Annotated in this window: 19 protein-coding genes; 12 read left to right on the top strand and 7 right to left on the bottom strand. The window is 70.7% G+C overall.

What is annotated here, in order from left to right; all coding sequences use genetic code 11:
- Positions 1–29: 29 nt before the first annotated feature.
- From ACSFBC_RS16860 to ACSFBC_RS16850, 3 genes are all read right to left on the bottom strand, one after another.
- Positions 30–251, bottom strand: coding sequence for a hypothetical protein (locus ACSFBC_RS16860; RefSeq protein ID WP_435511487.1), 222 nt, complete (start codon positions 249–251; stop codon positions 30–32).
- A gap of 61 nt (positions 252–312) precedes the next feature.
- Complete coding sequence (locus ACSFBC_RS16855; RefSeq protein ID WP_435511486.1) at positions 313–789, bottom strand: GNAT family N-acetyltransferase; 477 nt, start codon at positions 787–789, stop codon at positions 313–315.
- A gap of 27 nt (positions 790–816) precedes the next feature.
- On the bottom strand, positions 817–2,043 hold the full coding sequence (locus tag ACSFBC_RS16850) for an MFS transporter (RefSeq protein WP_435511485.1): 1,227 nt from the start codon (positions 2,041–2,043) through the stop codon (positions 817–819).
- Positions 2,044–2,148: 105 nt separating this feature from the next.
- Between ACSFBC_RS16850 and ACSFBC_RS16845 the strand changes: the two genes are divergently transcribed.
- On the top strand, positions 2,149–2,592 hold the full coding sequence (locus ACSFBC_RS16845; RefSeq protein WP_435511484.1) for a winged helix-turn-helix transcriptional regulator: 444 nt from the start codon (positions 2,149–2,151) through the stop codon (positions 2,590–2,592).
- 18 nt (positions 2,593–2,610) lie between these two features.
- Here the strand turns inward: ACSFBC_RS16845 and ACSFBC_RS16840 are convergent, their stop codons facing one another.
- Positions 2,611–3,456 carry a class I SAM-dependent methyltransferase gene (locus ACSFBC_RS16840; protein ID WP_435511483.1) on the bottom strand — a complete coding sequence of 282 codons (846 nt, stop codon included), beginning with the start codon at positions 3,454–3,456 and terminating at the stop codon, positions 2,611–2,613.
- 62 nt (positions 3,457–3,518) lie between these two features.
- Between ACSFBC_RS16840 and ACSFBC_RS16835 the strand changes: the two genes are divergently transcribed.
- The 5 genes from ACSFBC_RS16835 to ACSFBC_RS16815 all read left to right on the top strand — a co-directional run bounded on the left by ACSFBC_RS16835 (position 3,519) and on the right by ACSFBC_RS16815 (position 8,785).
- The gene (locus ACSFBC_RS16835; RefSeq protein ID WP_435511482.1) at positions 3,519–3,941 is read left to right on the top strand and encodes a helix-turn-helix domain-containing protein; all 423 of its coding nucleotides are present in this window, start codon (positions 3,519–3,521) and stop codon (positions 3,939–3,941) included.
- Positions 3,942–4,014: 73 nt separating this feature from the next.
- Positions 4,015–4,770: a DUF3348 domain-containing protein gene (locus ACSFBC_RS16830; protein ID WP_435511481.1), complete on the top strand. Its 756-nt coding sequence runs from the start codon at positions 4,015–4,017 to the stop codon at positions 4,768–4,770.
- Positions 4,771–4,779: 9 nt separating this feature from the next.
- Complete coding sequence (locus ACSFBC_RS16825) at positions 4,780–7,536, top strand: DUF802 domain-containing protein (protein ID WP_435511480.1); 2,757 nt, start codon at positions 4,780–4,782, stop codon at positions 7,534–7,536.
- Positions 7,536–8,183 carry an OmpA family protein gene (locus tag ACSFBC_RS16820; RefSeq protein ID WP_435511479.1) on the top strand — a complete coding sequence of 216 codons (648 nt, stop codon included), beginning with the start codon at positions 7,536–7,538 and terminating at the stop codon, positions 8,181–8,183. The genes ACSFBC_RS16825 and ACSFBC_RS16820 overlap by 1 nt, the downstream gene beginning before the upstream one ends.
- On the top strand, positions 8,180–8,785 hold the full coding sequence (locus ACSFBC_RS16815) for a DUF2894 domain-containing protein (protein WP_435511478.1): 606 nt from the start codon (positions 8,180–8,182) through the stop codon (positions 8,783–8,785). Before ACSFBC_RS16820 ends, ACSFBC_RS16815 begins: the two co-directional genes overlap by 4 nt.
- 7 nt (positions 8,786–8,792) lie before the next feature.
- Here the strand turns inward: ACSFBC_RS16815 and selD are convergent, their stop codons facing one another.
- Complete coding sequence (selD, locus tag ACSFBC_RS16810; protein ID WP_435511477.1) at positions 8,793–9,860, bottom strand: selenide, water dikinase SelD; 1,068 nt, start codon at positions 9,858–9,860, stop codon at positions 8,793–8,795.
- A gap of 76 nt (positions 9,861–9,936) precedes the next feature.
- Here selD and ACSFBC_RS16805 point away from each other — a divergent pair, with 76 nt between their 5' ends.
- Genes ACSFBC_RS16805 through mnmH form a run of 5 tightly spaced genes read left to right on the top strand, consistent with a single transcriptional unit; the run spans position 9,937 to position 14,313 of the window.
- A complete protein-coding gene (locus ACSFBC_RS16805) occupies positions 9,937–10,794 on the top strand; it encodes a putative selenate ABC transporter substrate-binding protein (protein ID WP_435511476.1) in 858 nt (285 codons plus the stop codon).
- A 7-nt stretch (positions 10,795–10,801) separates the two neighbouring features.
- Positions 10,802–11,614: a phosphonate ABC transporter ATP-binding protein gene (locus ACSFBC_RS16800; RefSeq protein WP_435511475.1), complete on the top strand. Its 813-nt coding sequence runs from the start codon at positions 10,802–10,804 to the stop codon at positions 11,612–11,614.
- A complete protein-coding gene (locus ACSFBC_RS16795; protein WP_435511474.1) occupies positions 11,611–12,444 on the top strand; it encodes a PhnE/PtxC family ABC transporter permease in 834 nt (277 codons plus the stop codon). The genes ACSFBC_RS16800 and ACSFBC_RS16795 overlap by 4 nt, the downstream gene beginning before the upstream one ends.
- Positions 12,441–13,247 carry a phosphonate ABC transporter, permease protein PhnE gene (phnE, locus tag ACSFBC_RS16790; protein WP_435511473.1) on the top strand — a complete coding sequence of 269 codons (807 nt, stop codon included), beginning with the start codon at positions 12,441–12,443 and terminating at the stop codon, positions 13,245–13,247. The genes ACSFBC_RS16795 and phnE overlap by 4 nt, the downstream gene beginning before the upstream one ends.
- The gene (mnmH, locus tag ACSFBC_RS16785; RefSeq protein ID WP_435511472.1) at positions 13,240–14,313 is read left to right on the top strand and encodes a tRNA 2-selenouridine(34) synthase MnmH; all 1,074 of its coding nucleotides are present in this window, start codon (positions 13,240–13,242) and stop codon (positions 14,311–14,313) included. The genes phnE and mnmH overlap by 8 nt, the downstream gene beginning before the upstream one ends.
- 6 nt (positions 14,314–14,319) lie before the next feature.
- Here mnmH and ACSFBC_RS16780 read toward each other — a convergent pair whose 3' ends face one another.
- Positions 14,320–15,330, bottom strand: a complete 1,011-nt coding sequence (locus ACSFBC_RS16780; RefSeq protein ID WP_435511471.1) for an aldo/keto reductase — start codon at positions 15,328–15,330, stop codon at positions 14,320–14,322.
- Positions 15,331–15,586: 256 nt separating this feature from the next.
- On the opposite strand from ACSFBC_RS16780, the gene ACSFBC_RS16775 reads away from it, so the two are divergent.
- A complete protein-coding gene (locus tag ACSFBC_RS16775) occupies positions 15,587–16,063 on the top strand; it encodes a hypothetical protein (RefSeq protein ID WP_435511470.1) in 477 nt (158 codons plus the stop codon).
- 53 nt (positions 16,064–16,116) lie between these two features.
- Here the strand turns inward: ACSFBC_RS16775 and fdhD are convergent, their stop codons facing one another.
- Positions 16,117–17,007 carry a formate dehydrogenase accessory sulfurtransferase FdhD gene (fdhD, locus tag ACSFBC_RS16770; protein WP_435511469.1) on the bottom strand — a complete coding sequence of 297 codons (891 nt, stop codon included), beginning with the start codon at positions 17,005–17,007 and terminating at the stop codon, positions 16,117–16,119.
- Between the last annotated feature and the right edge of the window lie 4 nt (positions 17,008–17,011).

Raw genomic sequence — 17,011 nt, 5'->3', positions numbered from 1 at the left:
GTGGCGAGTGGCCGCACCCGGCCGCGCGTTCAGCCCTTCCGGCCGCCCATCACCAGCAGCAGCCCGCCGACCACGATGGCGCCGATGCCGGCCCACATCGGCACGTTGACGCGCTCCTTCTCCTTGGCCGAGATCTCGAGCGGGCCCAGCTTCACGACCGTCGTGTCCTTGGTGTAGCTGAAGCCGCCGTAGGCCAGGCCGAGGCCGCCGGCCACGATGAGGACGATCGCGATGATTCGGGTGGCGTTCATGTGTCTTCCTCGGGGGTTGCAATGGGTGCCACTCTACCGCCGATGCGTGGCCCGGCTGCGCTCACGGCCTGCCGTCCGACGCCAGGCGCAAGCGCATGAACACGCTGTGCGGATCCTCGCCGTAATCGCCGAAGGGCCCGCAGCGGATGAAGCCGGCGCTTTCGTAGAGACGCTGTGCCGGTTCGAAGGGCGCCGTCGCGCCGGTCTCCAGGCTCAGGCGCTCATAGCCGCGCGCGGTCGCCACCGAGATGATGTGTTCGAGGATCGCCCTGCCGGCGCCCCGGCCTCGCCGCGCTTCGGGCGTGCGCATCGACTTCAACTCGCCGTGCGCCGCATCGAGTTCCTTCAACGCGCCGCAGCCGAGCAGCACACCGGCATCGTCCCAGGCCGACCAGAAGCTGATGCCGGGCTGGCGCAGTTGGTCCAGATCGAGCGCGTACACGCTCTCCGGCGGCGACCACGCGCGCATGCTCCGCAAGTGCTCGTCGAGCAGGGCATGGATGGCGGGGCGGGAGAGGTCGTCGCGTTCGATGTGCATGGGGCCGCAGGGTTTCGGATCGGTCGCCTATTGTGTGCAGCTTTGCGGCACTTTCGACGCCGCTTGCGGCCACGCGGTCGCAGCCCAGACGAGCAAGGCCAGCAGGCTCACCCCCGCACCCAGCACGCACACGCCGGACCAGCCCGCTCGCGCGTAGACCGCGGTCGAGGCGATCGCGCCCGCGCCGCTGCCCACGGCGTAGAACAGCATGTAGCACCCGATGAGCCGGCCGTGCGCCTCGGCGGGCCGCTGGAGGATCAGCGCCTGGTTGGTCACATGCAGCGCCTGGCAGCCCGCATCGAGCAGCAGGATGCCCAGCACCAGCCACCCGAGCGAGCGATGCATCAGGGCCAGCGGCAGCCAGCTGAGCAGCAGCAGAGACAGCGACACGCCGCTGGTGCGCTGCGCCCGCCCCTGGTCGGCCCATCGGCCCGCACGGCCGGCCAGCACCGCGCCCAATGCACCCAACAGCCCGAACGCGCCCACGGCCGCGTGCGACAGCGACCACGGTGCGGCCGTGAGCGGCAAGGCGATCGCACTCCAGAAGATGCTGAAGGCCGCGAACATCAGCAGGGCCAGCGTGCCCCGCACCTGCAGCACGCGGTCGGTGCGCAGCAGGCCCAGCGACGAGCGCAGCAGCCGGCCATAAGGCAGGCGCGCGGTGACGGGCGCCTGGGCCGGCAGCCGATGCCAGATGCACGCGCCCAGCACCGCCATCACGGCCGCCGAGCCCAGGTACACCCCGCGCCAGCCCACCAGGTCCGCCAGCACGCCCGACCAGACCCGGGCCAGCAGCAGCCCGATCACCACGCCGGACTGCGCGGCGCCCACCACGCGCCCACGCTCGTGCGCCGCCGCGCTGCTCGCCGCGTAGGCAATCATTCCCTGCGTCATCGCCGTGCCCAGCAGGCCGACGCACAGCATGCCGGCCATCAGCGCCAGGCTGCTGCGCGCGGCGGCCACGCCGATCAACGCCAGCACCAGCCCCATGAGCTGTGCGCGCGCCAACCTCCGCCGATCGTGCTGGTCGCCCAGCGGCACCAGCAGCAGCAAGGCCAGCACCGAACCGGCCTGCGTGGCGGTCACGACGCCGCCGATGGCGGCCTGCGAGACGCCGAAGTCCGACGCCAGCGTGTCGAGCAGCGGTTGGGCAAAGTACACGTTGGCCACGCTGGCGCCGCTGGTGCCGGCGAACAGCGCGACCAGGCTGCGCGGCATGGGCCGCGCGTCACTGTGGGAGAGGGGCAATGGCATCGTCGGTATTGGTTTCATTTTTAAACCAGACAGAGCATAGCCGATAAGTTTTAAAATGCAACCAGTGTGCGGTCAGGCGGCCGCACTGCTTCCGGAACCTTCGACATGGCCGAACGCAAACGAATGAACACCGCGACCTGCCCGGTCGCCCGCGCGCTGGACCTGATCGGCGACCGCTGGTCGCTGCTGATCGTGCGAGACGCCTTCGACGGCATCAGCCGCTTCAGCGACTTCCAGGCCAGCCTGGGCGCGGCGCGCAACATCCTCGCGAGCCGGCTCAAGGCGCTGGTGGAGGACGGCATCCTCGAAAGCCAGCCCGCGGCGGACGGCTCGGCCTACCAGCAGTACGTGCTGACGCCCAGGGGCCAGGCGCTGTTCCCGGTGATCGTCGGGCTGCGGCAATGGGGCGAAGGCCATCTGTTCGCACGCGGCGAGCACGGCTCACGCATGGTCGATCTGAAGAGCGGCAAGCCGGTCGCGCGGATCGGGGTCGAGAGCGCCGATGGGCGCCCGCTGCAGTTCGACGATGTGCAGGTGGTCGACAAGTAGCGACCAGGGCCCGGCCGCCTACGCCGCACGCGCCGTGATCCACCAGCAGGCCGCGTCGTAGCGCACCTCATCCCCCCGCACGAAAGGATCGAAGGCCCTGCGTACCGCGTCGACCAGACGCATGCGTGTCGCTTCGTCGGCATCCTGGAGCACCAGGCCCAGCGGCCCCAGGCCGGTGAAGTAGCGCACCAGCTCGGCCTCGGGCAGGGTGCAGCCGACGTCGATCGGATCGATCGCGATGTCGCCCCAGCCGCTCTTGCGCAGGATCGCGCCCACGCGCTCACGGTCGGCAAAAGCGAACTGACCCGGCGCATTCGGCTGGCGTGGCGGCAGGGCCGGCAACAGCGGCGCCGCCGCGCGTTCGGCCGTGGTCATGAAGGGGTTCTGGTCCGCGGCACGCCAGGCGATCAGGCGCAGTTCGGCGCCGGGCTGTGCCGCACGGTGCAGGTTCACGAAGGCGGCGACCGGGTCGTCGAAGAACATCACGCCGAAACGCGAGACCAGCAGGTCGAAGCTGGCCGGCGCGAAGGGCTGGGTCTGGGCATCGCCGCACACGAAAACCGTGCGCGCGCCGGGCCCGCTCCGTCCGCGCGCCGCGACGATCATCGGCGCCGAGATGTCGACGCCCACGCATTGCGCGGACGCACCCAGTCGGCGCGCGATGGCATGCGTGGTGGCGCCCGTTCCGCAGCCCACGTCGAGCACGGCCTGCCGGGGTCGGGCGGCCGCCGTCTCGGCGAGCAAGTCCTCGAAGGGCCGGAACATCCGGTCGAGCATCGATTGGCCGTCGACCCAGGCCTGTCCGGCGCGGCCGTTCCAGAGCGCGGCCTGCGCGTTGACGATAGGGGAATGGGCGGTGTCCATGGTCGTTCTCCTGTTTGTGCAGGCTAGACTTTGCAACTTCAAGTCGACTTGAGGTCAAGAGGATGCACACACTGGACATCGGCGAAGTGGCCAGGCGCTCGGGCCTGCCGGCATCGGCGCTGCGCTTCTACGAAAGCAAGGGGCTGATCGCCTCGGTGGGTCGACACGGCCTGCGGAGGCTGTTCGATGCGGCCGTGGTGGAGCGGCTGGCGCTGATCGCGCTGGGACGCGCGGCCGGCTTCTCGCTCGATGCGATCGCGCAGATGTTCGCGCCCGACGGCAAGCCGGACATCGATCGACAGTCGCTGCTCGACAAGGCCCAGGAGCTCGACCAGACGATCCGCCGGCTCGGGGCCATGCGAGACGGCCTGCGGCACGCTGCGGCCTGCCGTGCACCGAGCCACATGGAATGCCCGACCTTCCAGCGCATCCTGCGCGCAGCCGGTACCGGGGCCATCGGCGCCCGTGCGAAGCGCAGCGGCTGAGGGCCGCGCCGCCGCTACGTGAGTAAGCGCTCAGTGTAGACTGCCAGGTTTTTCGATCGGCGGGAGGGTGCACGTGTCACAGCGCACAAGTTTCACCGGCTCGGCGCTCGTTCGCTTGCTCGCTCGACTGACGGACATCGACGTTCCCGACGCCAGGCGGTCCTTCTCGGACCGATTGAGCCAATGGTTCGGCTGGACCGACGACATCTCGCTGTCCACCGTGATGAACGGCAGTCCGGCCCCGGCGCCATCGAGCGCACGCGCGTCCACCGGCAGCATGGAAGAAGCGGAGTTCGCACGCGTGCGGACGGCGCTGGTGCTGGCCATCGCAGACAAGAACGCTTTTCCCCACGCCGACGCCACCATGGATACGACCGCCGACTTCACGCCCCACCGCCGGCGCTACCTCGCCCGGCAACAGGCGATGGAGACGCGCATCGCGCCGCTGCGCGCGCACGTGCGCACCCGGCTGGCCGCGAAGTCGCCGGCCATGGCCCAGCTCGCGGCCCTCGACGTGGTGATGGAGCAGGTGCTGGGTCCGAAGGAACACAGCCTGCTCGCGACCGTGCCCACGCTGCTGGGCAAGCACTTCGAGCGCCTGCAGAAGGCCCACCAGGCGCAACTGGCCGCCCAGGCGGCCCAGGCCGAGCGCGCCGAACGCGCGCTGCAGGACGATGCGCCCGACGATCACGACTACGACCAGCTCCGCCTTCCCGCCGCCCATTGGCTGGATGTGTTCGGCAAGGACATGCACGCGGTGCTGCTTGCCGAACTGGATATCCGATTGCAACCGGTCGAGGGGCTGCTCGAAGCCCTTCGCTCCCGCTGACAGACCGACATGACCCGATCCCTTTCCGATCTCTCCAAATACGCCGCTTTCTTCGTGGGCCTGGCCGCCGTCTGCTGGGTCGGCCTGGGCTACATCGGCATCAACCCGCTGGCGCTGCTGATCTCGCTCCTGATCGGCGCCTTCTACGTGATGGGCGCGCTGGAACTGCGCCGCTACCAGCAGGCCACGGGCACGCTGGCACAAGCGGTGGCCGAACTGCCCGCGGCGCCGGCCAGCCTCGCCGCATGGCTGGAGCCGCTGCACCCGTCGCTGCGCAACGCGGTGCGCCTGCGCGTCGAAGGCGAGCGCATCGGCCTGCCCGGCCCGGCACTCACGCCCTACCTCGCCGGCCTGCTGGTGCTGCTGGGCATGCTGGGCACCTTCCTGGGCATGATGGTCACGCTCAACGGCACCGGCTCGGCGCTCGAAAGCGCGACCGACCTGCAGGCCATCCGCGCCTCGCTGTCGGCACCGGTCAAGGGCCTGGGGCTGGCCTTCGGCACCTCGCTGGCCGGCGTGGCCGCCTCGGCGATGCTGGGCCTGATCTCGGCGCTGTGCCGGCGCGACCGGCTGCAGGCGGCGCAAGGGCTCGACACGCGCATCGCGACCGTGCTGCGCCCCTTCTCGCTCGCGCACCAGCGCGACGAATCCTTCCGGCTGCTGCAGGCCCAGGGCCAAACGCTGCCCGTGCTGGTCGACCGGCTGCAGGCCATGATGGCCGCGATGGAACGGCAGGCCCAGACGCTCAACGACGGGCTGATCGGGAACCAGCAGCGCTTCCATGACAAGACCGAGGCCGCCTATGCGGGCCTGGCCGCCTCCGTCGACCGTTCGCTCAAGGAAAGCATGACCGACAGTGCCCGCCTCGCGAGCGCGGCCATCCAGCCGGTGGTCGAGGCCACGATGGCCGGCATCGCGCGCGAGACGGCTGCGTTGCACGACACCGTCGGCCACAGCATGCAGCAGCAGCTCGACGGCCTCACGCGCCGCCTCGAGACCGGGACCACCACCGTCGCCGGGCTCTGGCAGGCGGCGCTCGCGGGCCACCAGCAAAGCAGCGCGGCGCTGGCGCAGGACCTGCGCGACACGCTGGGCCGCTTCACCGAGACCTTCGAGCAGCGCTCGGCGGCGCTGGTGGACGGCGTCTCGACCCGTCTCGAGCAGACGGTGGGCGGCCTGTCCGAACACTGGCAGGGCGCGCTGGCGCAGCACGAGCGCGTGAGCCAGGGCCTGTCGGGCGACACGCAGCGCGCGCTGGCCGCGGCCTCGGCCACCTTCGAGCAGCATGCGGCCTCGTTGCTGCGCACCGTCGACAGCACCCATGCCGAGCTGCAGGCCGGCATGGCCGCCGGCGACCAGCAGCGGCTCGCCGCCTGGACCGCCGCACTGGAAGCGATGGCCGCATCGCTGCAACAGCAATGGCTGCAGACCGGCGAACGCAGCGAGCGCCAGCAGCAGGCCATCTGCGACACGCTGGTCAAGACCGCCACCGAGATTTCGGCCCAGACCGAAGCCCAGGCCCGCAGCACCCTCGCCGAGATCGGCCAGCTGATGCAGGCCAGCGCCGAAGCACCGCGCGCCTTGACCGCGGCATCGGCCGCCTTCGAACAGCACGCGGCGTCCCTGCTGCGCACGGTCGACACGGCGCACACCGAACTGCAGGCGGGCCTGGCCGCCAGCGACGAACAGCGGCTCGCCGCCTGGACCGCTTCGCTGCACACCATGGCCACATCGCTCGACCAGCAGTGGCAGCAGACCGGCGAGCGCAGCGCGCGCCAGCAACAGGCCATCTGCGACACGCTGGTCAAGACCGCCACCGAGATCTCCGCGCAGACCGAGGCGCAGGCCCGCAGCACCCTCGCCGAGATCGGCCAGCTGATGCAGGCCGCCTCCGAAGCACCACGCGCACTGACCGCGGCATCGGCCGCCTTCGAACAGCATGCGGCCTCGCTGCGGCGCACGGTCGACACGGCACACACCGACCTGCAGGCCGGCCTGGCGGCCAGCGACCAGCAGCGGCTCACGGCCTGGACCGGCGCACTGGAAGCCATGGCCGCTTCGCTTCAGGCGCAGTGGGCGCAGACCGGCGCCCGCAGCGAGACCCAGCAGCAGGCCATCTGCGACACGCTGGCCCGCACCGCGACCGAGATTTCCGCGCAGACCGAAGCCCACACGAAGAGCACCATCGCCGAGATCGGCCAGCTGGTGCAGTTGGCGTCCGAAGCGCCCCGCGCCGCGGCCGAGGTGATGACCGAGCTGCGCCAGAAGCTCAGCGAAGGCATGGCGCGCGACAACAGCATGCTCGAGGAACGCAGCCGCATCCTCGGCACGCTCGAGACCCTGCTCGAGGCGGTCAACCATGCGTCGACCGAACAGCGCGGCGCCATCGATGCGCTGGTGTCGACCTCGGCCGACCTGCTCGACCGCGTGGGCGCGCGCTTCACCGACCAGGTCGATTCCGAGGCCGGCAAGATGGCCGAGGTGGCGGCGCAGATCACCGGCAGCGCGGTCGAAGTGGCCAGCCTGGGCGAGGCCTTCGGCTTCGCGGTCCAGCTGTTCTCCGAATCGAACGACAAGCTGGGTGCGCAACTGCAGCGCATCGAAGCCGCCCTGGGCAAGTCGCTCACGCGCAGCGACGAGCAGCTGGCCTACTACGTGGCGCAGGCGCGCGAGGTGATCGACCTGAGCATCCTGTCGCAGAAGCAGATCGTCGAAGACCTGCAGCAGATCGCCGGCCAGCGCATGGCCGCGGGCAGCGAAGCGTGATGAGCGAGGACATCGAAGCCGAGGTCGAACCGGCGGTGCCGGTCTGGGCCGTCTTCGGCGACCTGATGTCGGGCCTGCTGGGCGCCTTCGTGCTGATCCTGGTGGGCGTGATCGGCATGCAGCTCGACCTCACGAGCCGCCTCGAAGCCGAGGTCAAGCAACGCCAGGCCGAAGCGCAACGCCTGCAGACCCTGGAGCAGGCGCTCGCGGGCCCGCTGGCGGCGGGCCGCGTGACGCTGACCAACGGGCGCATCGGCATCAGCGGGAGCGTGCTGTTCGACCTGAATTCGGCCGAGTTGCAGCCCGAGGGCCGGCAACTGCTCAAGAGCCTGGCCGAGCCCGTGGCCGCCTACCTGCGCTCGCGCGACGAGATCCTGATGGTCAGCGGCTTCACCGACAACCGGCAGGTGCGCGGCGGCAACCGCCAGTTCGCCGACAACTGGGAACTCTCGGCCCAGCGCGCGCTGACCGTGACCCGGACCCTGATCGAGGAAGGCCTGCCCGCCGCCTCGGTGTTCGCCGCGGCCTTCGGCGCCGAGCAGGCGGTCGCGTCGAACACCGATGCCGACGGCCGCTCGCGCAACCGGCGCGTGGAGATGGCGCCGACGCCCCGCCCATCGAGCGCGGTGGCGGCGAAGAAGCCGTGAACGAAGAAGACGTCGGTGCACGGCTGGCGGCCTGGCGCGCGGACGGTGCGCACCGGCTCGACCCGGTGCGCTTCCGGCTGATCGAGGCCATGGCCCGCCGGACGGCGGCGCACCACGGGGCGGCACGCCGACACCTGGACCAGCGGCTCGAGGCGCTGATCGCGGCCTATGCGTCGCGGACCGGGCAGGCCCCCGTCGCACCGGCTCCCGCGGATATTGCGACCCCGGGTGCACTCGCCGCGCTGACCGCGCACATCGCCGTGCATGCCGCGACCGACACGCACGCGCCCGGCAGCCTGGGCGGCATGCCCGAGCTCAAGACGCTGGGCTACTTCCGCACCACCTGGACCCGGCTCAATGCCGACCGCCAGCTCACGCAGTCGCTGGCCAAGGTGCCCGAGAACGCGGGCCCGCTGAATTCGCACCACCTGGTGCACCGCTCGCTGCTGCTGATGCGCGAGCTGTCGCCGGCCTACCTGCACCGCTTCATGGGCTACGTCGACACGCTGATGTGGGTCGAACAGGCGCACGCCGACATCGCGACGCCGAGCCCGGAGACGCCGCGCACGCCGGCGCGGAAAAGCGCGCGCAAGGCGCGCTGAAGGCCGCTCAGGCGACGACCTTCAGGCCCGCCGCGCCCGCCTCGGTCCGCCCCACCACGGCCGCCTGCGCGAAGCCCTCGCTGCGGAACGCCTGCAGCACCGCCTCCACTGCGTCCGGTGCACAACTCACGAGCAGGCCGCCCGAGGTCTGCGGATCGCTCAGCAGGCTCTGCGCCGTCGCGGGCAGGCCGTCGGCCAGCGCCACGTCGGCGCCGTAGCCCTGCCAGTTGCGGCCCGAGGCGCCGGTCACGAAGCCCTCGGCCGCCATCGCTTCGACGCCCGCGAGCAACGGCACCTTCGACCATTCGATCACCGCCGTGAGCCCCGCGCCGCGCGCCAGTTCGAGCGTGTGGCCGGCGAGGCCGAAGCCGGTCACGTCGGTCAGCGCGTGCACGCCGTCGAGCTGCGCGAGCGCGATGCCCGGCGTGTTGAGCTTCGTGGTCGTGTCGATCAGTTGCCGGTAGCCGGCTTCGGACAGCTGCTCTTTCTTGAGCGCCGCCGACAGCACGCCCACGCCCAGCGGCTTGCCCAGCACCAGCACGTCGCCGGGCTGCGCGCCCGCGTTGCGGCGCACACGCTCGGGATGCACCAGCCCCATCACGACCAGGCCGTAGATGGGTTCGACCGAATCGATGGTGTGGCCGCCCGCGATCGGGATGCCGGCCGCGCGGCACACGTCCTGGCCGCCGCGCACGATCTCGCCGATCACCGCGATCGGCAACTGGTTGATCGGCATCGCGACCAGCGCCAGCGCCATGATGGGCTTGCCGCCCATCGCGTAGACATCGCTGATGGCGTTGGTGGCGGCGATGCGGCCGAACTCGTAGGGGTCGTCCACGATCGGCATGAAGAAGTCGGTGGTCGCGATCAGCGCCTGCGTATCGTTGAGCCGGTACACGGCCGCGTCGTCGGCGGTCTCGATCCCGACCATGAGTTCGGGCGGGATGAATCCGGCGTGGCTGTTGCGGAGGATCTCCGACAGCACGCCGGGCGCGATCTTGCAGCCGCAGCCGCCGCCGTGGGAAAAACTGGTCAGGCGCAGCGGCGCGAGCGGGTTCATGGGCGTGGGGTTCATGCGGGGATTATCGGGAAGCGACACCGCTTTCTACAATCGGCCCTTCCCTGTCCTGCACGCCAACCAAGGTACCTCCATGAAGAATTTCGCCCGGCTGACGCTCGCCCTGTCCTTCTCTCTCGCCGCCTGCGGCGTGTTCGCGCAGACCCAGGTGCTTCGCGTCTCGGCCATCCCCGACGAGGCGCCGACGGAGTTGCAGCGCAAGTTCACGCCGCTGGGCAGCTACCTCAAGAAGGAAACCGGCATGGACGTGCAGTTCACGCCCGTGACCGACTACGCGGCGGTGGTCGAAGGCCTGGCGACGAACAAGATCGATCTGGCCTGGCTGGGCGGCTTCACCTTCGTGCAGGCCCGCATCCGCACCAACGGCGGTGCGGTGCCGATCGTGCAGCGCGCCGAAGACGAGGTCTTCACCAGCAAGTTCATCGTGCCGATCGACAGCACGGCGAAGTCGCTGGCCGACCTCAAGGGCAAGACCTTCGCCTTCGGGGCACCCTCCTCCACCTCGGGCAGCCTGATGCCGCGCTACTTCCTGCTGCAGGCCGGCATCAACCCCGAGAAGGACTTCAAGACGGTCGCCTTCTCCGGCGCGCACGACGCCACCGTGGCCTTCGTGGCCGCCTCGCGCGCCGAGGCCGGCGTGCTCAACGCCTCGGTCTGGGACAAGCTGGTCGAATCGAAGAACCCCAACGCCGCCAAGGTGCGCGTGCTGGCCACCACCCCGACCTACTACGACTACAACTGGACCGTGCGCCCGGGCCTGGACCCGGCGCTGCAGAAGAAGCTGACCGAGGCCTTCCTCAAGCTCGACCCGGCGAACCCGGCGCACAAGGAAATCATGGACCTGCAGCGCGCGAGCAAGTTCATCGCCACCCAATCCTCGAACTACGACGGCATCGAAACCGCGGGCAAGTCGGCCGGCCTGATCAAGTGACGGGTCCGTGAGCTTCACCCTGGCCGAGGTCGGCCTGGTCCACCCGAACGGCCAGCGCGCGCTGCAGGGCGTGACGCTGGCCGCGCGCGACGGCGAACGCATCGCGGTCATCGGTCCCTCGGGCGCCGGCAAGACCACGCTGCTGCGCGTGCTGGGCGCCGCGCTGCGGCCCGGCGAAGGCACGGTGCAGACGCTGGGCGCATCGCCCTGGACCCTGTCGGCCGCATCGCTGCGTCAGCTGCGCGCACGCATCGGCACCGTGCACCAGGCGCCGCCGATCGCGCCGCGGCTGCGCGTGGTGTCGGCCGTGCTGGCCGGCCGGCTGGGCCAATGGTCGACAGCGCGCGCGCTGCGCTCGCTGCTGCATCCCGCCGACATCGAAGGCGCGCACGAAGCGCTCGGCCGCGTGGCGATGGAAGACCGCCTGTTCGACCGCTGCGATCGCCTCTCGGGCGGGCAGCTGCAGCGCGTGGGCATCGCGCGCACGCTCTACCAGCGGCCCGCGCTGCTGCTGGCCGACGAGCCGGTGTCGGCGCTCGACCCCACGCTGGCCGACGGCACCGTGCGCACGCTCGTCGCGCAGAGCGAGGCCACGGGCGCCACGCTGGTCGCGTCGCTGCATGCGGTCGACCTGGCGCTGCGCTGGTTTCCGCGCATTGTCGGCATGCGCGACGGCCGCGTGATGTTCGACCGCCCGGCCGCCGAGGTGACGCAGGCCATGTTGATCGCGCTCTATGCGAGCGAAGGCGGGCCGCCGGTTTCGGACGCCGCACCCCAGGGCGTCGCCGAGGCCGCCTTCCGCCGGCCCGATTGCCCGTGAGCCTCGCCGGCGCGACACCCCGGCGCGACCCGCGGACCCGCACGCGCGTGGCCTGGGGGATCGTCGCGCTGGTCATCGCCTGGCCGATGGGGGTGCTGGCCGAGTTCAAACCCTGGGCATTGTTCACCTCGGGCAACCTCGCGGTGATGGGCGGCTTCCTCGCGGGCTTCCTGCCGCCCGAGGGCTCGCCCGCCTTCCTCGCACTGCTGGCCCGCGCCACGCTCGAGACGCTCGCCATGGCCACGGCCGGCACCGCGCTGGCCTTGGTGATCGCGGTGCCGCTGGCCTTCGTGAGCACGCGCGCGCTGTCGGTCTCGCGCATCGGGCCCGGCCCGGGCGGCGCACGCGCGATGGTCGTGCGCCAAGCCGCGCGCTCGCTGCTGATGGTGCTGCGCGCCATCCCCGAGATCGTGTGGGCGCTGATCTTCGTGCGCGCGCTCGGGCTGGGCCCGGCCGCGGGCGTGCTGGCGCTGGCCATCACCTACGGGGGCATGCTGGGGAAGGTCTACGCCGAGATCCTCGAGTCGACCGACACGCGCCCGGCCCGCGCGCTGCTCGAGGCCGGCAGCGGCCGCATCGCCGCGCTGTGCTACGGCCTGCTGCCGAACGGCGCGCAGGAGCTGGCCTCGTACACCGTGTACCGCTGGGAATGCGCGGTGCGCGCGTCGGTGGTGATGGGCTTCGTCGGCGCGGGCGGGCTGGGCCAGCTGATGGACCAGTCGATGAAGATGCTCAACGGCGGCGAGGCCAGCAGCATCCTGTTGGTGTTCCTGGCACTCGTGCTGCTGGCCGATGCGCTGAGCAACGCCCTGCGAAAGCTGCTCGCATGACGACGCTGCCGCCCGCCCCGCCGCCCTGCATCCGCTGCCAGATCGTGGCCGTCGGCGTGCTCGCGGCCGTGGTCGCGAGCTTCGTCTACCTCGGCATCGACTACCGCGCGCTGTTCACCGGTGAATCGATGCGCCTGATGGCCAAGTTCATCGCCGAATTCTTCCCGCCCGACGTCTCGCCCGACTTCCTCGCCAAGGCCGGCTGGGGCGCGCTGCAGACGCTGGCCGTGTCGGCGCTGGGCACGCTGCTGGCCGCGGCTGCAGGCGCCGTGCTGGCGCTGCCGGCCTCGGGTCGCTTCGGCCTCTTCAGCCGCGTGGCGCAGCCGCTGTCGCGCTTCGTGCTCAACTTCCTGCGCAGCGTGCCCGAACTGGTCTGGGCCGCGCTGATGGTGCTGGCCGCAGGCATCGGCCCTTTCGCTGGCGCGCTGGCGCTGGCCCTGCACACCACGGGCGTGCTGGGCCGGCTGTTCGCCGAAGGGCTCGAGAACGCGCCGCGCGCACCCGAAGACGCGCTGGTGCAGGCCGGCGCGGGCCCGGTGTCGGCCTTCGTCTATGCGAGCCTGCAACTGGTGCTGCCGCAATGGGTGGCCTACACGCTCTACCGCTGGGAGATGAACATCCGCATGGCCGCGGTGCTGGGCTTCGTGGGCGGCGGCGGGCTCGGCCAGCTGCTGTACTTCCACCTGTCGATCTTCCAGCAACAGCAGGCCATGACGGTGCTGATGGCGATGTTCGGCCTGGTGGCGCTGGTCGATTTCATGAGCGCCCGCCTGCGGCGTGGGTTAGGGTCGGCCTATGCATGACCGGCCTTCCAAGCACCATCAACCCACGCGCGTGAGCGACCGCCACGCCTTCGACACGGTCATCGACGCGCGCACGCCGGCCGAGTTCGCGCTCGACCACATTCCGGGCGCCATCAATTGCCCGGTGCTCGACAACGAGGAGCGCCGCATCGTCGGCACGATCTACAAGCAGACCGGCGCCTTCGAGGCCCGGCGCGTGGGCGGTGCGATGGTGGCGGCCAACCTCGCGCGCCATCTGCGCGAACAGTTCGCCGACCGGCCCGCATCGTGGAAGCCGCTGGTGTACTGCTGGCGCGGCGGCCTGCGCAGTGGCGCGATGGTGCAGTGGCTGCGCCTGGTCGGCTGGGACGCGCAGCAGCTCGCAGGCGGCTACAAGAGCTTTCGCCACCATGTGCTGGCGCAGATCGACGCGCTGTGTCCGCAGCTCGACCTGCGCGTGATCTGCGGCGCCACCGGCAGCGCCAAGACGCGCGTGCTGGAGGCACTGGCCGCGCGCGGCGCGCAGGTGCTCGACCTGGAGCATGCCGCTCGCCACAAGGGATCGCTGCTGGGCGCCTGGCCGGGCGTGCCGCAGCCTTCGCAGAAGCATTTCGAAACCGGCATCGCGACCGTGTTCGAGACGCTCGACCTCGCGCGGCCGCTGTACCTCGAGGGCGAGAGCCCGCGCATCGGCCGCATCGCGCTGCCGGTGCCGCTGGTCACGCGCATGCGTGCCGCACACTGCATCGAGGTCGAGGCCACGCCCGCGGCGCGGCTGGACTTCCTGCTGCGCGACTACGCCTACCTGGGCAACGATCGCGACGCACTGGCCGACACGCTGGGCCGGCTCAAGGAAATGCAGGGCAAGGAAACCGTGCAGCGCTGGCAGGCCTGGGCCCGGGCGGGCGACCTGCCGCCGCTGTTCGCCGAACTGATGGCGCTGCACTACGACCCGCACTACGCGCGCTCGCAGGAGCGCCACTTCGCGGCCTGGCCGCAGCGCCAGCGGGTCACGGCGCCCGACCTCACGCCGGCCGGCATCGCCGCCGTGGCCGACGCGATCCTGGCCCTGCCTGCGCGCCCCTGAGGGCCTTCAGCGCGGCGCGTCGCCCTTGCGGAACTCGGCCGTGAGTTCGTCGAGCTTCAACTTGAGCGCAGGGTCGAGCTTGTACTCGGCCGCGGCCAGTGTGGCGTCGAGCTGCTCGGGCCGGCTCGCGCCCAGCAGCGGCGCGGTGATCAGCGGATTGGCCAGCACCCAGGCCACCGCCAGCGTCGCGAGCGGCACGCCGGCCTCTTCGGCCACCGCATGCAGGCTCTGCACGGCGTTGAAGCTGCGCTCGTTCCAGTAGCGGTCCTGGTACATCGCGCCGGCCGTGCCCAGCGTGAAGCGCGTGTTCTCCCGCGGCTTCGAGCCCGGCTGGTATTTGCCGGTCAGCAGGCCGCCCGCGAGCGGGTTGTAGGGAATCACGCCCAGGCCCTCTTCGCCCACCAGCGGCAGCAGCTCGCGCTCGATCTCGCGGAACAGCAGGCTGTAGCGCGGCTGCACCGAGACGAAGCGCGTGAGGCGCAGGAAGTCGGCGCGGCCCAGCGCCCGCGCGAGCCGGTAGGCCAGGAAGTTGGACACGCCGATGTAGCGTGCGCGGCCGGACTTCACGATGGTGTCCATGGCCTCGATGGCCTCGTCCAGCGGCGTCTCGCGGTCGTCGCTGTGCAGCTGGTACAGGTCGACGTGATCGAGCTGCAGCCGCTTGAGCGAGGCGTCGATGGCGGACAGCAGGTGCTTGCGCGACGCCCCCTGGTCCCAGGCGTTCGGGCCCATCTTGCCGACCGCCTTGGTCGCGACGATGAAGTCGCCGCGCCGCGCCGGGCCCTGCGCCTTCAGCCAGCGCCCCACGATCTCCTCGGTGCGGCCCGCGTGCTCGAGACCGCCGCCCAGCGGATAGACGTCGGCGATGTCGAGGAAGTTGATGCCGCCCTCGGTGGCCTTGTCGAGGATCGCGTGCGAGACCGATTCCTCGGTCTGCAGGCCGAAGGTCATGGTGCCCAGCGCGAGGCGCGACACGGTGAGGCCGGTGCGGCCGAGACGGGTGGTGGGAATGGACATGAGAAAGGCCTTCAGGACGATCGGATCGTTCGCAGTCTAGAACCTGGACGCCCTCTGGGGGAAGCCATATGGGCCGTTCAACCGCGCTTCACAGCGGGGGCCCGCCTCCCGGACATGCCCAGGGTCGGACTTGGACCACAGAAAACGTAGGTACTACTTTCGTGACATAAGCACGACAGAAAAAGAAACCATAGTTCTCATTTTCAGGAATATGGTTTCAAATACGTCAGCTGCAACAGATTGTGAATAGCCCTCCATGGACAAAAACTCCGACCTCGACTACGCCCCCGATGCGCTGGACGTGCAGGTGTCGGAGCTGTTGATCGCCACCTCGACGCACAGCGATCCGAACGTTCACCGGGCGGTCCACCAGGTGCTCAAGCTGCTGCGCGAACAGCAGCAGTTCGACGCCGCCTTTGCCTGCGAAGTGCGCGACGGCCGCCGGATCTTCCGCCGCTACGCGGCTGGCGAAGGCGCGCAGTTCATCGACGAGAAGACCCAGCCGCTGGAACTCGCCTTCTGCAAGCAGGCGATGCATGTCCCGGCCAACGTGAGCTGCTACCTGAGCGCGCCGATGGTGCTGAACGATGGCCGCATCTACGGCACCTTCTACGCCTTCAGCTTCGACGCCGACCTGTCGCTGCGCCAGCGCGACCTGCGCAAGCTGGAACTGGCCGCGCAACTCGCCGCCCGCATGGTCGAAGAGCGCGTGCCGCAGGCCGCTGCGGCATAGGGCCTGTTCACACTATTTCCGGGGTCCCCGGAAATAGTGTGAACAGGCCCGAATCAAATCAGCCCCGCCCCCGGCGCATAGAGCACGCCGCGCGGCGCGCGACACATTCCCCACAGCCGTACGCCCGACAGCTCGGCCATGCGCACGCCCATCGCGGTCGGCGCCGAGATGGTGGCCAGCGCCGCCAATCCCAGCCGCGCGCACTTGCGCACCAGCTCATGGCTGCCGCGGCTCGACAGCACCACGAAGCCCGGCGCGTCCAGACGGTTCGCGCGCGCCAGCGTGCCGATCAGCTTGTCGAGCGCGTTGTGACGGCCCACGTCCTCGAGCACGTCGGTCAGTTCGCCGTCCAGCGTGGCCCAGCCGGCCGCGTGGATCGCGCCGGCCTCGGCGTTGAGCCGCTGACGCGCGGGCAGCGCCTGCAGCGCGCGCAGCACGGTCGGCAGGTCGACGCGTTCGATCCATTCGCGCGGCGCGAGCGCCTCGGTCGTGAGTTCCAGCGCTTCGAAACTCTCGACGCCGCACACGCCGCAGCCGGTGCGGCCCGCCATGCTGCGCCGCCGGCCCTTGAGCCGTTCGAAGCTGCGGGTGGAGATGTCCAGCCGCACCTCGGCCGCGGGCACACCGTCGGGCAGGCCGGCCGCCTCGGCGGAGAAGGCGCGCACCTCGATGTCACGGCAGTCGCGCGCATGGTCGAGGATGCCCTCGCTGAGCGCGAAGCCGAGCGCGAAGGCCTCGAGGTCCTGCGGCGTGGCCATCATCACGGCATGCGAGATGCCGTTGAAGACCAGCGCCACCGGCACCTCGGCGGCGAGCGTGTCCTCGCGCGCCCGGCCCGTGGATGCATCGCCGCCTTCGCCGAACACCCGCACGGTGCGGCGCAGCAGCGAAGGCAGCAAGGAAGCGGTGTCGGTCGGGTCGCGCATGGTGGTGTCCTCGGCCATTGTG

The sequence above is a fragment of the Variovorax frigidus genome, assembly GCF_051216515.1.
In the GTDB taxonomy this organism is placed as follows: Bacteria; Pseudomonadota; Gammaproteobacteria; order Burkholderiales; family Burkholderiaceae_C; genus Variovorax.
Note: the sequence above shows the minus strand (reverse complement) of the source record. Positions and strands in the feature narration are given on the sequence as shown.

Coding starts and splice junctions, on each gene's coding strand:
- ACSFBC_RS16860 (WP_435511487.1), bottom strand. CDS start 251: ATGAACGCCACCCGAATCATCGCGATCGTCCTCATCGTGGCCGGCGGC.
- ACSFBC_RS16855 (WP_435511486.1), bottom strand. CDS start 789: ATGCACATCGAACGCGACGACCTCTCCCGCCCCGCCATCCATGCCCTG.
- ACSFBC_RS16850 (WP_435511485.1), bottom strand. CDS start 2,043: ATGCCATTGCCCCTCTCCCACAGTGACGCGCGGCCCATGCCGCGCAGC.
- ACSFBC_RS16845 (WP_435511484.1), top strand. CDS start 2,149: ATGGCCGAACGCAAACGAATGAACACCGCGACCTGCCCGGTCGCCCGC.
- ACSFBC_RS16840 (WP_435511483.1), bottom strand. CDS start 3,456: ATGGACACCGCCCATTCCCCTATCGTCAACGCGCAGGCCGCGCTCTGG.
- ACSFBC_RS16835 (WP_435511482.1), top strand. CDS start 3,519: ATGCACACACTGGACATCGGCGAAGTGGCCAGGCGCTCGGGCCTGCCG.
- ACSFBC_RS16825 (WP_435511480.1), top strand. CDS start 4,780: ATGACCCGATCCCTTTCCGATCTCTCCAAATACGCCGCTTTCTTCGTG.
- ACSFBC_RS16820 (WP_435511479.1), top strand. CDS start 7,536: ATGAGCGAGGACATCGAAGCCGAGGTCGAACCGGCGGTGCCGGTCTGG.
- selD (WP_435511477.1), bottom strand. CDS start 9,860: ATGAACCCCACGCCCATGAACCCGCTCGCGCCGCTGCGCCTGACCAGT.
- ACSFBC_RS16805 (WP_435511476.1), top strand. CDS start 9,937: ATGAAGAATTTCGCCCGGCTGACGCTCGCCCTGTCCTTCTCTCTCGCC.
- phnE (WP_435511473.1), top strand. CDS start 12,441: ATGACGACGCTGCCGCCCGCCCCGCCGCCCTGCATCCGCTGCCAGATC.
- mnmH (WP_435511472.1), top strand. CDS start 13,240: ATGCATGACCGGCCTTCCAAGCACCATCAACCCACGCGCGTGAGCGAC.
- ACSFBC_RS16780 (WP_435511471.1), bottom strand. CDS start 15,330: ATGTCCATTCCCACCACCCGTCTCGGCCGCACCGGCCTCACCGTGTCG.
- ACSFBC_RS16775 (WP_435511470.1), top strand. CDS start 15,587: ATGGACAAAAACTCCGACCTCGACTACGCCCCCGATGCGCTGGACGTG.
- fdhD (WP_435511469.1), bottom strand. CDS start 17,007: ATGGCCGAGGACACCACCATGCGCGACCCGACCGACACCGCTTCCTTG.